The sequence below is a fragment of the Pseudolactococcus yaeyamensis genome, assembly GCF_054658615.1.
Genome location: NZ_BAAGGP010000026.1, coordinates 1 through 15,345, shown reverse-complemented (window position 1 = coordinate 15,345; position 15,345 = coordinate 1). Strand labels below are relative to the sequence as shown.

The window sequence follows — 15,345 nt, the reverse complement described above, 5'->3', positions numbered from 1 at the left end:
TGTTTAGCGCCTAACTATCTAACCTTGTGAGTGATTAGTGGAGGGAATCTAATGGCGATTGAACTAGAGTTAGGTGCATTTTACAAAGAAACACGAGAGAAATTGGGTTATTCACAGCGAGATGCTGAATCAGCATATTGTGACCATTCCTTGATTTCACGTTTTGAAAATGGGGAAACGGTATTACGAGCAGATAAACTTTTGATGGCGATAAATGGTTTGGACTTAACGCCAACGGAATTTTTTGTCTGGCATGGTAATTACCTACCGAATAGGTTGCAGATTTTCAATAAAAAAATCAGTCGCTATGTCATTAATGGGGATGTAGAGGGTTTGAAAACTTTACTGAGACCACGAGCTGTCAGAAATGAAGATAAAATTTTTAATGTCGTAGCTAAATGTGCGATTTTTGATTTATCAGATGAGATGCTAATAACTAAATATGAACGCAAGTTTATTGAAAAACACTTTAATGATGTTAAACAATGGACGATCTATGAGATGGAGATTTTTGCGCATTGTTTAGAAGTGTTAGATGACGCAGAGGCTTATGATATTGGTCAAGATATTTTAAAGAGTGACGAATTTTCTAAAATTATAGCCAGTAATGCTGCTCTTGCTAAACAAACATTGGTAAATTTGTATGTGAATTTAGTTTGCCATGGTAGTTATAGGTATGCCGAGAAGTTGAAAAGAGGCATGGATGATTATTTGACAGAGTGGGATATGTCAGAGAAGATTATTCTTCATATTTTTGAAAAATTTTCCTTGTATAGGCAAGAAAAAAGTCCTGAACTTCTAGCTGAAATTCAGAACGATATTCAAATTTTAAAGAGATTTGGTGCAACGGGGATGGCTAGGCGGATGACCCTATTTATTAAGAAATATTGCTAGTGGTTTTGTCTTGATTTGACTAAAAATTAAGACATAGAAGCGAACATAGAAAATTAAACATACTGTTTCTCCTCCTTTTCTTTAGTACATTTATTCTAACATTTAAAATGTTTGAAATTCTAAATGGTGCAAATATGCAAACATCGCAATTTGTAGATTTTTCTGTGATAAAATTAATCTTGTAGATTAGTTCGAACGATTTATGGTAATTAGAAGTCTGTAGATTAACAGTTTAGTTTTCGTAAGGAGAAGAATATGTTTAAAAAAATGACAAGAAAAATATTTAAGGTTGTTTTTGTTGCCGCATTGTTGGTGATTGGAATTGCTAAAGTTTCCGCATATACACAAGCTACAGGGCATAATGGATTGAATAGATCTGGTGATGTTGTGATGTATGCATATTTTTATGCAGAGGGTGTTTCCACCTCTACATCTGGGAGAGTTGACAATATGTATTATGTGAAATCTTCTAGTTTTCCGAATTATTTTATTAATGAAAGCAAATGGAAGAGTGCTTATCCGCAAGGGTAAAAAGCAAATGGACAAATAACGGCAGCTACAGGGCTTAATACAGCTTGGTTTTCTTTGAATCTTCAAGAGCAAACTTGGTACGATGGCTTAGTATTCTAGACGATATGAAAATTACACTCAATCATATTTCAGTTCAATTTGAATCTGAGATAATCATCAAAGATTCTAAAGCTGAATTTGAAAGTGGCAAACTAGCATTAATTAAAAGTCCAAGTGGCACAGGAAAAACTTCACTTGTTAATTTAATTGGTTTGATGGAAACAGATGACCATCTGGATTACAAGATAGATGGTATCCAGATGTCTAAAAATTCGAAACAGGTGACGGATTTTAGACTAAAACATGTTGGTTTTATTTTTCAAGATAATCATTTAGTTGAAACAATGACTGTTTTGGATAATGTCATGCTACCAGCTGTGTTACTGTATCCCCAGAGACAAGCAAAAGAGACAAGTTTAAAGTTATTAAAAAAATATGGATTAGAAGATATCTCTGATCAATTAGTCAGTACAATTTCAGGAGGACAATCTCAACGCGTTGCTTTAGCTCGTGCGCTAGTTAATAATCCAGACGTTATTATTGCTGATGAACCAACCTCGTCCTTAGACGATAAAAATGCTGAAATTGTAATCAGTCATCTCAAAGATTTGTCTGAGAGAGAAAAAAAGGTTGTTATTGTCGTCTCGCATGACAATAGATTAGTTAATTCGGCTGATGATATCTATACTATCAATGATAAAGAAATTGTTAAACAAAAAGAAATTTCAGCAAAAATACAGAATCAAAACAGCTTTTCTTTTGAGGTGCTCAACAGGCATCCCTTTAAGGGTGGTAAGTTTTATCAAAAGCATAATAAATCAGGTCGATTTGTTAATACTATTTTTATTGTTACTAGTATCTTACTACTTTCTATTTTAGCGATTTTTAGTAATTTTGGTACTAGTTATTTGAAAGTGCAAGAGCAGTTTATTAATACTATTAGTGATAAAAATATTACTGTTCAAAATGATACTTTGGATTTGAATAATGGTGGAAGAGATTATGATGATGCTTTGTCTTTTTCTGAAAAGGAGTTGAATGAAATATCGTTAGTTAATGGGATTGAGTCAATTTATCCGTATTATTATTTTACTTCTAACGGCTTTTGTTTAGATGGTAGCGCACCTCAATCAAGTATGGAAATTTTAGATATTTTTCAAAAAAAATATGAAAATGACTATGCTGATAAAATGGTTACACAAGAAGGACAAAATTCACTCAAAATTGAAGCTCTACTAAAAGATGAGTACAGAATTCCAAAAAAGTATCAATCAATAGAAAATCCAGTTTTTTTGACGAAAGATTTTATTGAAAAAAATCATGTGAATCAAGATGATATTTTGGGAAAAAAGTCACTTTTGAAGTACTCATTCCAATTGCCAACTACAAGACAGTAGTTAGCATAAATAATACTGAAAAAGAATCAGATGGCAGTATTTCGCAAAGCATAAAGTTTGAAGGTATCATAGTTGGTATACTTGATAGTTCACCAACTCAGATTAGAACTAGTTCTGATAATGGACGAGCTGATAATTTTTATTTGCCATATGATTTTTTTGATAAGATATTACGTGAAAATCAACCTAGAGAAGCTTTACCAAAGGAATTATCTGGTTTTGAAGTGAAAAAGCTATCGTTTAGTCTGATGACGATTTATGCAAAGTCATATAAAAATGTATCAAGTATTGTTGAAGTATTAAAAACAATTTCAAGTGATTTCGTGGTTATTTCCCCGAGTCTTAAGCATGAAGAGATAGCTAAGAATATAAAAATGATTAAGTTGGTAATGAATTTAATAACTTTTGCGTTGCTATTGATAGCTGTTACTATTTTTATTTCCCTATTTATGATGAAAAATAAAATGAGGGAAAAAACATTTGGCATTTTAAAAGCGATTGGATTTAAAACAAAAGATATTGTGATTTTGACAACTATAGAAGTTGTTAAAATATGGCTAATAATCAGTTGTGGTACAATTTTATTATCATTTGTCTTAGGTTTGTTAATCAATCGTTTCTTGTTCGGCAACTTATTTTCAATATCAGTGGGCTCGATGTTTCTTATCTTAATAGAATCACTTTGTCTGATAATTGTTGTTAATGTCATTGTGATTAATCATGAAGAATGAGAAAAAAGGGGTGGTTGTGAAAAAAGCCGAAAAAAGTCGGGAAATGGCGGAATAATTGGGTTTATAGGTGGGAAATAAGCGGAAAAACGTGAAAAAAATTCTCAATTAGTGAAAAGAAAAAAGCGAGAAAATTCGCTTTTTTTTTTGGGGCTTTAAATGGCTCTTAAAAGCTCTTAAAATGCCTTTAAAAATTGGGTGCTTAAAAGGTTGTCTAATAGTGTATTTAAAGGTTTTAAGAGGTTGCACGTGGTTTTTAAGAGGTGTTTTAAATGGTCGGGAGGGATTGGCTTGTGTGTTGGGAGGTGGCTTGGTCGCAATGGTTGTGAAATGGCTAGAAATGTTGGTATTAGTGGGTTTGTGCTTAGGATTGTGAAGTTATTAACTTGCTTAGACTGGATATTTCAATCTAATTTTTTTAAAATACCTTTTAAAAGGCTCTAAATCAATGGTTTAGAGCCTTTAGTTTTATTTGAAAATGCAAATAAGTAGTGTATTTTTGTATATTTGTCGTATTAACTGTCGCATTAAAGAAACATTACTTTAATGCGATTCTTGCTATTTGTAATGCGACAAAATTTACTTAGCTGATTATATTTTCACAATGTATAATTTTGTTATTTTATTCTAAAATCTCAGTCCAATGTGATTAATATTCAACTGGTTCAAATGAGTCGACAACTGAAAAGATTTTGATGTGAGATCCTTCGTCTGGTGGAAATGGAATGATGATATCATCGTATTCTGGATTTAAAGAAACAAGACGGAGTTGGTCGTCTTCCGTATAAAGTTTTTTGAAGTAACTTTTATCATCGTCGGCAATTACACAAAGTTCACCGTTATAACTCGTTGTGCCGAGGTCACGCAATAACAACATTTCTCCGCTAGGGTATTCTGGTTCCATTGATTTTCCTGATACCATTGTAGCAAGGTCGTAACATGGTAGGTCATCACGGTCTGTATAGACTGTATAATTATCTTCATCATCGTAGCCGTAGCCTAGACCAGCAGCTACTTGTGAATGTCCTATGACTTCTACGAGTGCTGGCTCAGAAATTTCGTATTTAGGAGATTTTTCATGAATTTCGATAATTTTTTCTTTGTTTTGTTTCTCAAATAGTTCTTTAGCATTCTTTATCAAAAGTGCCTGATTAGATTTGTCCAAATTTACAAAGATATTATCTAATATTTTTGTAGTCTCTGAAATATTATCAGGAGTAGGTAGAGTAGTTTTCCGTTCTTTGCCGTGAATAGACGGGAAAATATCATTAATAGAGACTCCAAAAATGTCAGCGATTTTGAATAATAACTTTTGTCGTGGAGTTCTAAAGCCGACTTCGTAATTTGATACGGTCGTCTTGTTTATTCCAAGTTTATTAGCAAGTTCATTTTGCGTCCAGCCCTTTTGTTTGCGATATTCTCTTATTTTTGAACCGACATATCTGGCTAATTCTTCATTTGTCATATTGTTCACCTCCTAACTCTATTATACACTAATAAAACCACTAAAAGAAAACTTTTTTAACTTTTTAGTGGTTTTTCTATTGCTAAAGTCTTCTTTTCGTGGTATAATTGTTTTATAGGTTAAGCAAAGGAGGTGAAGTAATGAAACCTAATCGTTATCCTTACTCAGGGAGTCGCTCTGAGGGTAAACAAAAAACACTGACAATATCAGATGTTATCACAATCTTCTCAGTTATTGTAACAATCTTGTCAGTGCTTGCAACGCTCTTATAGAAAGAGCATAGTATGAAGTGAGGTAATGAGTGAAAGCTCAAAGCCTTACTTTATGGTACATTTTACCACAAGGATAGTAAAATCTCAAATAGAAAGGAGCAAGATGAGTAAAAAAGCAATTAAAATGTTATCAGTTACAACATTTCTCCTTCAAATTGTATTAACAGTGTTGATGTTTTACAGAGGGAAAATGTTGCCAATGGTATTAATCTTAATTTCAGCAATTTTGACAGCTATTGTCATTGTATTACGTAGTAAAGATAAATAAATTTTAGTCTGTTTTATAGCAGACTTTAAAAAGAAACAAAAATCTTCTTTACGTGGTTTTTGAACTTAATTGAAAGAAAGGAGTTTGCATTATGCAAGGAAATCTAATTATTTTGAGAAAATCAAATGGTTTGACTCAAGAAGATATTGCTAAAGAGTTAGAGATTACAGCTCAATCATATCGTAATAAAGAACTTGGAAAAAGTGAATTTAAACAGTCCGAGATGTTTGCTATTGCTAGAATGTTTGGTAAAGAATTAGATGAAATTTTTTTGGATGCAAGTCCACGAAAAGAAAACAAAGAAAATATTAACCATAAAAATATGGAACACCATATTGCAAGTTAGGAGGTGTTTCTATGTTCTTGACTATTGAAGAATATTCTGTTTTAGCTGAAGTCCATGTGCGAATGGCTCAGAGATATTGTCGACAAGGTAAGATATTGGCAGAAAGCATGCTAAACGAAAAAGGTCGTCCGCAGTACATGATACCGCTTGAAAGTCTCTCCCAAGCCCTCCAAGACAAATGGACGGCTATGCAGGCGGTTGAGACGGTTGAAGTCAAAACAGGGCTTGAATCGTTGAGCGAAAGCGAACGTGAACAGGTTGATGAGTGGCTTGCGCTTCATGATGAGTTTCAAATTTTTCAACGTGATAATGACTTGAAAAAGACTGAGGCTATGATTGAGTTTGGCGCTCTACATAATGTCTCTAAAGGCACGCTTTATCGTCGTTTTAAGGCGGTTGAGTCCCGTGAGTATGCTGGTTTGGTTGATCGTCGTGGGAAGTTTAAGCGGCAACGTGTGAATCATGAGGTTGTTGAGCGTTTCTTTGATTTCTACTTGCACCAAAACAAGCGGACGATTGCGCAGTCGGCGAAGTTGGCTCGGCATTGGTGTGAGCAGAATCGTCCTGATTTGCTTGAGAACTTTCCGAGTATGTCAACCTTGAAACGTGAGGTAGATAAGTTGCCACCTGCGGCTGTTGTTTTGGCGCATGAGGGCGAGAAGGCTTGTCGTGATTTGTTTGGACTTTATGTGACGCGTGTTTATGACAAGCTGGAGTCTAACGATGTTTGGGTTGGCGATACACACACACTTGATTTGATGGCATTAAATGATGATGGCAAGACGGTTACACGGTTGTACTTGTCAGCTTGGCAAGATATGCGGAGCGGTGTTGTGGTTGGTTATCATATCGGAACGAGTTCAAGCTCTACTGTGACGATTAAGGCGTTTAGGAATGGTATTGAAAACTTTGGTATTCCTCGTGAGGTTTATGTGGATAATGGGCGTGAGTTCTTAAATATGTTTTTCGGTGGTCTTGGACATCGGCAGAAAAAATCAACGAAAGATGACTTTACACCGCCACCGATTTTGAAACGTTTGGGGATAAACATGGTGAATGCGATTGTGCGAAATGCTCGCGCTAAACCGATTGAGCGTTGGTTCTTGAATGTTAAAGAAGGCATTTCTAAGCTGTACGAGAGCTATACAGGTGGGACGGTACTTGAAAAGCCTGAGCGTTTAATATGGCGTAAAAATCAGAGTTTGTGAAATAAAAATTCTCATTCTTGATGAAACATTTTTCTCGTTCTTCGTGACGCGTTACAATTTATGTTGCTAATCTTGGTAAATATAACGAGGGTATCTTACAAGGTGCGTGGTTTACATTGCCTGTGGAGCTATCGGAAATTAAGCGAAAAATAGGCATTGATGAAGAATATGAAGAATGGGCGATTCATGATTACGAATCGCCTTTTAAAATTGGCGAGTATGACGATATTGAAAACTTGAATGAAATTGCCGAAGAAATTGATTACATGCCTGACATAGTTCTAGAAAATATAGATATACTCATTGGCTGGTTTGATAATTCTATACAAGAACTAATAGATAATTACGCTGATGACTTATTTATTTTAAAAGATATAAGCAATGAATCTGAATTGGGAGAAAATTATATTGAGAACCTTGATTTAAAATTACCTGAAATTTTAGGGGGCGTTCCTTTAGAAAGTTATCTTGACTATGAATTGATTGGTCGAGACATCAATATCAACACTTCCTATGGTATTTTGATAGATGGTTACTGGATAGAGCACAAGAAGTAAAAACGGAGAAGTAAATGAAGAAATACTATAAAATCAGCTATAAATTGACTGATAGTGCGAGTGAGTATTTTATGATGTCTGGTAAATCATACTCACAAGTTTATGAACGTGCATACACAAGCGCTCTTGCAGGTTTGAGACGGTGTGGTGAGAAAATGATGGATAACACATTTGAAATGGAAGAAATTTCAGAAGCTGAGTATTTTGAAAATAGAACGTTTTGGAGACATTGAAAAAGAAAACTGAGAATAGTTTGGCGTGCCTATCGTCTAATGGCAAGACACTTGAAAAAGGGAAGTGGGTTCGATTCCTACAAGGCATATAGATTATGGAAAGAAAGGGGTAGTTTCATGGATATAGAAATTGAAATTCCTAAGATATTTGGAGATAAAAAATATATCTCTGAGTTCTATTGTTTATCAGAAAAAACGATTTCAAATTTAATAAGTAAAATGCGTAGCGACAAGCAATACAGAAGTGGTAGCTGTTTTAGGTTATCAGGCAGAGTTTGGTTACCTGCTTTTGATGCGTTTTTGCAAAAAGAAAAAAATGAGCGTTTCAAATAATTAAATTATGAGTTCAAAAAAAAAGCAGATAAAAATGATATAATTGATAGTAATGACTATCTCTAATATTTGTTTTTTAAACTATATGGAGAATATATATATATGAGAGATATAAAAATAAGCGGTATCTGGGTTGAAAAATCCAAGACTACTAATAAATATGTTTGGAGAATGAGATATGAAAATCCACTAACTTTGAATACAGAAAAAATTTCTATTACAATGGCTTCTAAAAGTAAGCAAGCTGGCAATCAGGCAATGAATATGATGATTGCTCGTATTAGAGAAAAACTAGAAAAAAATAGTACTGATGATTCAGTTGGTGGAGAATTTAAACTATTTTCGGATATTGTTGATATTTGGCTAGAGAACCAAGTTAGACGAGTAAAACATTCTACATATGCAACTAGAGTTCGCTATTGTAAAATACTAAAAAAAGATTTTAAGGGCAAACAAATTGGAGAGCTAACACCATTGATGGTGGAACGTTATTTCAATAGAATGCCTTATACAAGAAAAACTCTTGTAACTTATTTTGGTTTATTTAAGCAGATAATGAATTTTGCGTATCGCATGGAGTTTATAGAAAATAATTTGATGAAAAAAGTTGAATTAAATTTACCTCCAATTACTTTAGAAGATATGGAAAAAGAAAAAAAGAAATTGTTTAACTATGATGAGTTAAAACAAATTTTTGCTCTGATGATACGACCTGATTCATATAGAAATGCTATGATATTAGAGTTTTTATTTTTGACAGGTTTGAGATATGGCGAACTAGCTTCTTTAAAATGGGAAGATTACTATTCCGAAGAATCGTATATAGATATTAATAGCACTTTAGATTATTCGGTTGGTGGTGTTACTCGAAAGTATCATACAACACCCAAAACTATTGCTTCTAATCGAAAAGTTTATTTGTCTAAACGGGCGGTTGAGATAATCAACTTTTTTATGAAAGATAACGAACGATTATTAGTTAGTAGTAAAAATTTTGCTGATTATCAGTACATTTTTCCAAGTAGAACGGGTAATCCTGTTTCGTGGCGTGATTTGGGCAGAAGTTTTAAAACATTTGGCGAAAGAGCGGGATTTGATAGGCAGTTTTCACCTCACGCATTACGCCATTCACATATCACATTTCTTGTAGAGTCAGGTGCAAGTCAAGTAGCAATTATGGAGCGAGTAGGTCACACCGATTCATCTATAACAACTAATATTTATACGCATACTACCGATAAAATGCGCTCTAAACTTGTTGGTTTAATTGATGATTTCAGCTCATAAATTCTGGGCAAATTCTGGGCAAAAGTGGATGAAAAATAGGGTAAAATAGGGAAAATATTGAAAAAAGATATTTTTTAATAAACCTACAAATAGCGGAGTATCAAGGTTTTAGAGCTTTTATTATCAAAGGAGATATTTAGTGGCACAGTTATATTTGGTACCGTAAAGTATTGAATTGATTGACCTGATGAAATTTCAGCTTTAAAAAGCACCAAATTTAGCACCAAAATTGAGAGTAAACAGATAATAAAAGGGGTAAAAGTCAAAGTTGAAATTTGCCTTTTTTATTAGCCAAAAGTCCTTGAATTGTAAGGATTTTTTCTTTATTGAATTCTTTACATGCAGATGAAGTTACTTTTATTGAAAAATAGTAAAAAGTAGCCGTTTAGTAATAATAATCAATAATCAATAAATATCATATTTTGCCCAAAAACATTTTTGAATAGTACCCGTCCTAAATATTTCTGAAATGGTGAGATGCCTCAAAATTTGTTATAATGAGTAAAGATAGATTTTGACACAGAAAAGGGAATTGCTTATAATGGCACAGCACAGGTAAATAATACCTTTTTTCATTGTATTCCAAAAGCTCTGAATTTCAGGGCTTTTTTGTGTAATTTTTGTGTAGCTTAATGGTAAATCAATCAAAAGTACAATTTGAAAGAACCGTTGAGTTTATTTACGACCAAATCTCAAAAAGGCTGAATTTGAAAAAAGATGAACTAGGAATTTCTAACTATCAAATTGCAGGTTTTAAGAATCAAAAAGAATATAACGAGGCACCGAATTACAGTAAAATCGACGATAGCATCTTATCTTATATACTTAATAATAAGAGAAAAAGTCGAAAAAACAAATACCTTATCCCTTCCCAAAATGCAGAAATGTATTATCAAGCATTTGTCAGCAACCTCAAATTTGATTCCGTTCATGAACTTCTTTGGGGAAAAAATTCAGAGATAAAAACCTATCTCCCGCAAATTTTTCAAAATATCATGTTAGATAGTCTAGAAAATGGTAATAAAACAATCAAAAATATTTGTTCTGATTTAATGGAAAGTCGTTCTGAAAAGAATCTCGAAACCAAAATCTATCAAATATATGAAGAAATTAAAGAGGAACTGTTAAAAGAATTTATTGATTTTACAAAAGCAAAAAACTCAAAAGAACATTTGGAAAGCCCAGAAGGTATCGAATATGAAATAGTCGGTATCAAAGAGAGTGTTCCAATTATTGATGAGAAGAAATCAAAAGATATTTCAGGTACAAAACTAAATGAGTATTTAGGTTATCAAAGATTAAATGAGGCTTTTGAAAAATTTATTGAAGATAGGTTACTTCCGTTATTTTTGAATAATCTTATCTTGCAATTCAATCAACAGAAAGAGGAGATGTGAAAATGAAAAAGATGAATAAAATTATTATTGGTATTGTTATTACCTTGCTTGTTATTGCAGGCGGAAGTTATGGTATTTATGCCAATGTTCAACACCAAAAAGAAGTGAAACTTGCTGAACAGCACAAGAAAAAGGTGGCAAAAGAAGAAAAACAAGTCAATGACTTACAAAAGACCTTTGATGTCAGAAAAGATAATGCCCAAGAAATTTTGAAAAACTTATCAGATTTAAAATTAACCACGAATAAAGCTAAAAAAATTCAAGAAAAATTTTGCAATGCTGATAAGCAACAATTTGTGGAATTGGAAAATGAAATCATATCAGGATTAACGATTTCTGACAAAGATAAAAAGTTTAGCGAAGTTTCCACGCTACAAGAGAATATAAAAGCTATTCAAAATGAGTTAGGTAAAGTGGAAAAAATGACTTCAATTTTCACAGATAAACAAATCAAAGTTTTCACGGACAAATTAAATGCTTTGATTAAATCTGAAAATAATCAAATTACTCAGTTACAAAAAGTTGCGAAAGAAAAATCTGAGTTAGAAGCCACTGCAAAAGCTCAGCAAGAGGCTGAAAATGCCCGATTACAAGCGCAAGAACAAGCCAGTTATGAAACTCAATCACAGAATAGTGTTCCAAATGGGAGTACCACGAATACCCCAAATTATTCAAGTGAGGGTAACACACAGTCACCGTCTGATAGTTCTGGTAACCGCACAGGGGTTATTGACGGAACTAATAACGGTGTCGGTTGGGCAATGACTCCAGATGATGTTCCACCAGGTGCTGTTATTCAACCACCACGCTGAATTTTAAAAATAGCAATCAAAACCGTCTAAACAGGCGGTTTTTCTTTGTCTTAAAATTGTCAATAGGTGGAAAATGTCAAATACAAATATCAGTTTAGCACCAATGTATTTTTGAGAGAATATTTCATAAAATAGCGTTATATTCAAAGCGCTTTGAATATTTCTATGAGGTTGCGAACTCCACTATAAAAAATTAATGTAGCTAGTCGCAAATGGCTATTTGAGGAAAAATCATGTTACTAGGAAAAGTGAAATTAGGCGAAGTGACAATTTCAAATGTTACCATTCCAAAAATTGCTACTGTTCAAACAGTAAGTAAAGCACCACGGTATGCAGAAAATGGCGAACCTATTCAAGGTTCTGTCTCAAAAATTGTCTGTCAATTTGTCGATTCTGAGTTGGCGAAATTGATTCAAAAATCTGGTGCAGACTCTGCAGAACTCAAAACTTATCTTCTTGAACTTGTAGGAACAGAGCAGGACTTATCAGAGATTTCAATGAGTGACTTAATCGGTTCTGATGTTGAACTAGAGGGGGCTAAAGTCATGCTTAAATGGGAGCAGGGGCGCAATGGTGGTTCGTGGAGAGGGTTAAAAGTTGTTTTAAATATCTCTGCCTCTCTGCCTGAAACAAAAGAAAGTGAGAAAAAATAATGACAAAAAAAGAATTAACGGTTTGGGCATATTTGAACGAAATAGAGTATTGCTTACAAGATGAGACCTTGAACAGAAAACGGGCAATAGAACTAATAGACATTGCTCGTGATATTCAAACTGAAAAAATTAAAGGAGACTTTGAAGATTGCCAATAATTGACCGATTGACTACTTTTCTGCTCACTGATCCCCCATTTGGGGGATCAGTGAGCAGAATGATTGTTGAAGAAAATCAAACACAGATGTTTTATAGAAAAAAACGTAGATATTTTTGGCTGATAAAAATTTGGATAATTGGCATTAGCGTATCGGTAGGTACTTCAAATTTAAAAAATATTTTGCCAAGTTTATCACAAAGAAAAATAATATGGGATAGTCATATTTTTAAAATGGCAATGTTGATATTATTTCTGCATTGCCTGCTTACTATTTTATGGGAATTTTTCCATTCTCATTACTCTCCGATTGAAAAATGGAAACTTGAAAAATTACTGCGAGGATTCACGGAAGAAAGTGACTTACTCTGCCAGCATGATAGTACATTTCATCAAACGAAATCAGTTAAATGGTTTTATTCTAAAGTGAAAGGACAAATAAAAATCACACTGAAAACAGGGGGACATCTTTCCTATAATATGGAAAATGACATTCCTAGACGTTTACAAGGCTATCTCATTAAAGAAACGGAGAATGATTGGATAATTGAGGATAAATACATTGATAGTGGAGAAATTATTGTAATATTTTCCCATGAGCCTGATGAGCGCATTTTTATTGATGATTTATCGCAGTTAAAACAATCAAACGAAATAAACATTCCACTAACGAAGAAATTAACATGGACAACTCATCAGCCCATGGGATTGGTAGTTGGTCCGACTGGTTCAGGTAAAACAAGTCTCTTAAAGGCATTGATTATCAGTTTTTTAGCCAATAATCCTAAGAATAAAGTATTTACGATTGATGGAAAAGCAAGTTTTTTGAGTATTGCCATGAAACGTGTTGGAAAAGTGGCAACAGACGGGCAGTCTGCTCTGGACTTGACGGCAGAACTTTGTCAAGTCATGAAAGAACGCTATGCACAAATAAATGCAGACATTGATTCAGAAAAAGATTGTACACATGCGGAACTATTTAAACAAGGTACTATTTTATTGGTCGCAGATGAATTGTTGGCTTTGGTAGGAGAAATGCAAGCGTCGGATAAATTATTAAAGCCTGCTGAACGTCTTTATCCCCAATTTTATGCTAATTTGATGAATCTTATTGTCAAAGGTCGCCAAAGCTCCATATCCGTAATTGTGAGCGGTCAGATGTTACCCGCCTCTATATTGCCCACAGAAAGCCGAGATTCTATCGGACTAAGAATAGCACTTGGACGACTTTCACAGCAACAAGCACAAGAAATTTTTGGTCTAGGATTGAAAGATTTACCTAGAGGAGATTATTCTGATTATGGGGGTTTGATTTGGCTTGACGGGTTAAATTGGGAACTACCGAGAGCGTTTAAAAGTATCTATTATGACGATGAAAAACTTCCCTTTAAAAAAACACTATCCAAATTTTCTGATTCACAGGGCGGTGGTTTATCACAAGCCTAGTGAATCAGAAAGCACTTGCCTGTTACTTGACATACAGGCAACTTAGGCTGAATAAAATAATTATGGAGGAAAAGAATGTCTCGTATATATAACGCAAAAATCGAGGTATTTGACGATAAAATTATCGTTACTAAGTACGGAAATTATAAAGTTAAGCCAATAAAAACAGAACTTGGTAGCCCTAAACTTGATAATGAGGAAAAGGAAACTAAGGAACAGCGAGAAAAAAGGCTCTCTCGGCAAGCCTTTCGCATGAAACGCAAAATCAAAAATTATATTTTAGCCAATGATTTTGATTTATTTTGGACGTTGACACTAGATGATAGCAAAGTAAATGCCTATGATTTTCAGCTAGCACGTAAAGAATTACAAAAGTGGTTGAAATATCAGCGTGAGAAATATGGTAGATTTGATTATTTATTCTTACCAGAGGCACATAAATCTGGCAGATTCCATTTCCACGGTGTTACTGGTCAGATGTTCCCGATTCTAACAGAGGCAAGGAGTGCTAAAACTGGTCGATTATTGAAAAAGAAAGGCTTGCAAATTTACAACGCTGAAAATTGGTCGAATGGTTTCAACACGGTTTCAAAAATTGCTAGCAAGGATAAAGCAGCGAGCTATATTACCAAATATATCACGAAAGATTTTATGCAAATTCCAAGGCTTTACAAACAGCCAAGTTATTTAGTTAGCAGAGGCTTGAAATCTCCAAATATTTTGTATGAAATATTAAATGAAACAAAGTTAGATGAATTTGTTCCATCATTTGTTGTTGGAGGAGTAGATACGGACAGCAACAAATTTAAACCGAATATTTCAATTTTTTATCTAAATCTTGACAAGGACGGTAATCCTTGCCAAGAAAAAGGTATCGAAACCTTACTAAAATTGAAACAAGAAAAAAGTCCCGACGGCAATCAGGACTCACAAAAAAATATTTAATAAGGTAATTATATCATTTGATTAAAGAAAATGATATAGAGGTACAAAATGGTTAAAAAATATGGTAATAAACAAGAAATTTGCGAATTGTTCGGTGTTTCATTAGGAACGCTTTCAAATGACTTAACAAAAATGCGACGAGAACCTGAGTTTTCTGATTATGTGTTACGTCCTACACACGGACGAGTGTATATTCTGATTGAAGGGTATGAGGAGTATCTCAAATATTGCTCACGACAAACGCATGACTCTCTCTCTCTCTCAATCTCAAAATAGGAAGCGTGTTTTTAAAAATAACAGCTCTCACATTGAAAACAACTGTGCCAAATAATCTGGAAAAGTCATTGATAACGAAAAACGTTTGAGACGAATGCTCA

20 protein-coding genes and 1 tRNA gene are annotated in these 15,345 nt (G+C 33.7%); 20 read left to right on the top strand and 1 reads right to left on the bottom strand.

Features of this window, described 5'->3' with window-relative positions; translation table 11 throughout:
• The first annotated feature begins 51 nt into the window (after positions 1–51).
• From ACYQ21_RS06760 to ACYQ21_RS06745, 4 genes are all read left to right on the top strand, one after another.
• Entirely contained in the window at positions 52–894 is an 843-nt protein-coding gene (locus ACYQ21_RS06760) for a helix-turn-helix domain-containing protein (protein ID WP_460056752.1), read from the top strand.
• Positions 895–1,149: 255 nt separating this feature from the next.
• Positions 1,150–1,425 (top strand): hypothetical protein, encoded by a 276-nt coding sequence (locus ACYQ21_RS06755; protein WP_460056750.1) that lies wholly within the window; start codon positions 1,150–1,152, stop codon positions 1,423–1,425.
• A gap of 104 nt (positions 1,426–1,529) precedes the next feature.
• Positions 1,530–2,861 carry an ABC transporter ATP-binding protein gene (locus ACYQ21_RS06750; protein WP_460056748.1) on the top strand — a complete coding sequence of 444 codons (1,332 nt, stop codon included), beginning with the start codon at positions 1,530–1,532 and terminating at the stop codon, positions 2,859–2,861.
• A 143-nt stretch (positions 2,862–3,004) separates the two neighbouring features.
• Positions 3,005–3,592, top strand: a complete 588-nt coding sequence (locus ACYQ21_RS06745) for an FtsX-like permease family protein (protein ID WP_460056746.1) — start codon at positions 3,005–3,007, stop codon at positions 3,590–3,592.
• Positions 3,593–4,238: 646 nt separating this feature from the next.
• On the opposite strand, the gene ACYQ21_RS06740 is transcribed toward ACYQ21_RS06745, so the two are convergent.
• Positions 4,239–5,054: a helix-turn-helix domain-containing protein gene (locus ACYQ21_RS06740; RefSeq protein ID WP_460056744.1), complete on the bottom strand. Its 816-nt coding sequence runs from the start codon at positions 5,052–5,054 to the stop codon at positions 4,239–4,241.
• 140 nt (positions 5,055–5,194) lie between these two features.
• Between ACYQ21_RS06740 and ACYQ21_RS06735 the strand changes: the two genes are divergently transcribed.
• The 16 genes from ACYQ21_RS06735 (at position 5,195) to ACYQ21_RS06660 (ending at position 15,244) form a co-directional block, all read left to right on the top strand.
• On the top strand, positions 5,195–5,326 hold the full coding sequence (locus ACYQ21_RS06735; protein WP_460056742.1) for a hypothetical protein: 132 nt from the start codon (positions 5,195–5,197) through the stop codon (positions 5,324–5,326).
• Positions 5,327–5,429: 103 nt separating this feature from the next.
• On the top strand, positions 5,430–5,594 hold the full coding sequence (locus ACYQ21_RS06730; RefSeq protein WP_460056739.1) for a hypothetical protein: 165 nt from the start codon (positions 5,430–5,432) through the stop codon (positions 5,592–5,594).
• Positions 5,595–5,685: 91 nt separating this feature from the next.
• Positions 5,686–5,940 carry a helix-turn-helix transcriptional regulator gene (locus tag ACYQ21_RS06725; RefSeq protein WP_460056737.1) on the top strand — a complete coding sequence of 85 codons (255 nt, stop codon included), beginning with the start codon at positions 5,686–5,688 and terminating at the stop codon, positions 5,938–5,940.
• An 11-nt stretch (positions 5,941–5,951) separates the two neighbouring features.
• Positions 5,952–7,148: a transposase domain-containing protein gene (locus tag ACYQ21_RS06720; protein ID WP_460056735.1), complete on the top strand. Its 1,197-nt coding sequence runs from the start codon at positions 5,952–5,954 to the stop codon at positions 7,146–7,148.
• Positions 7,149–7,204: 56 nt separating this feature from the next.
• Positions 7,205–7,705 (top strand): antirestriction protein ArdA, encoded by a 501-nt coding sequence (locus ACYQ21_RS06715; protein WP_460056790.1) that lies wholly within the window; start codon positions 7,205–7,207, stop codon positions 7,703–7,705.
• A 14-nt stretch (positions 7,706–7,719) separates the two neighbouring features.
• The gene (locus ACYQ21_RS06710; RefSeq protein WP_460056732.1) at positions 7,720–7,938 is read left to right on the top strand and encodes a hypothetical protein; all 219 of its coding nucleotides are present in this window, start codon (positions 7,720–7,722) and stop codon (positions 7,936–7,938) included.
• A 24-nt stretch (positions 7,939–7,962) separates the two neighbouring features.
• Positions 7,963–8,028, top strand: a tRNA-OTHER gene (locus ACYQ21_RS06705).
• A gap of 27 nt (positions 8,029–8,055) precedes the next feature.
• Positions 8,056–8,271, top strand: coding sequence for a hypothetical protein (locus ACYQ21_RS06700; protein ID WP_460056730.1), 216 nt, complete (start codon positions 8,056–8,058; stop codon positions 8,269–8,271).
• Between the two features lie 102 nt (positions 8,272–8,373).
• Positions 8,374–9,558: a tyrosine-type recombinase/integrase gene (locus tag ACYQ21_RS06695; protein ID WP_460056728.1), complete on the top strand. Its 1,185-nt coding sequence runs from the start codon at positions 8,374–8,376 to the stop codon at positions 9,556–9,558.
• A gap of 632 nt (positions 9,559–10,190) precedes the next feature.
• Complete coding sequence (locus tag ACYQ21_RS06690; protein ID WP_460056726.1) at positions 10,191–10,955, top strand: hypothetical protein; 765 nt, start codon at positions 10,191–10,193, stop codon at positions 10,953–10,955.
• A 2-nt stretch (positions 10,956–10,957) separates the two neighbouring features.
• Positions 10,958–11,767, top strand: a complete 810-nt coding sequence (locus ACYQ21_RS06685) for a hypothetical protein (protein WP_460056724.1) — start codon at positions 10,958–10,960, stop codon at positions 11,765–11,767.
• Positions 11,768–12,000: 233 nt separating this feature from the next.
• Positions 12,001–12,420, top strand: coding sequence for a hypothetical protein (locus tag ACYQ21_RS06680; protein WP_460056722.1), 420 nt, complete (start codon positions 12,001–12,003; stop codon positions 12,418–12,420).
• Entirely contained in the window at positions 12,420–12,578 is a 159-nt protein-coding gene (locus ACYQ21_RS06675; protein WP_460056719.1) for a hypothetical protein, read from the top strand. Before ACYQ21_RS06680 ends, ACYQ21_RS06675 begins: the two co-directional genes overlap by 1 nt.
• 59 nt (positions 12,579–12,637) lie before the next feature.
• Positions 12,638–14,023 (top strand): FtsK/SpoIIIE domain-containing protein, encoded by a 1,386-nt coding sequence (locus tag ACYQ21_RS06670; protein ID WP_460056717.1) that lies wholly within the window; start codon positions 12,638–12,640, stop codon positions 14,021–14,023.
• Between the two features lie 75 nt (positions 14,024–14,098).
• Complete coding sequence (locus tag ACYQ21_RS06665) at positions 14,099–14,968, top strand: rolling circle replication-associated protein (RefSeq protein WP_460056714.1); 870 nt, start codon at positions 14,099–14,101, stop codon at positions 14,966–14,968.
• Positions 14,969–15,016: 48 nt separating this feature from the next.
• Positions 15,017–15,244, top strand: coding sequence for a DNA-binding protein (locus tag ACYQ21_RS06660; protein WP_460056712.1), 228 nt, complete (start codon positions 15,017–15,019; stop codon positions 15,242–15,244).
• Positions 15,245–15,345: the final 101 nt, after the last annotated feature.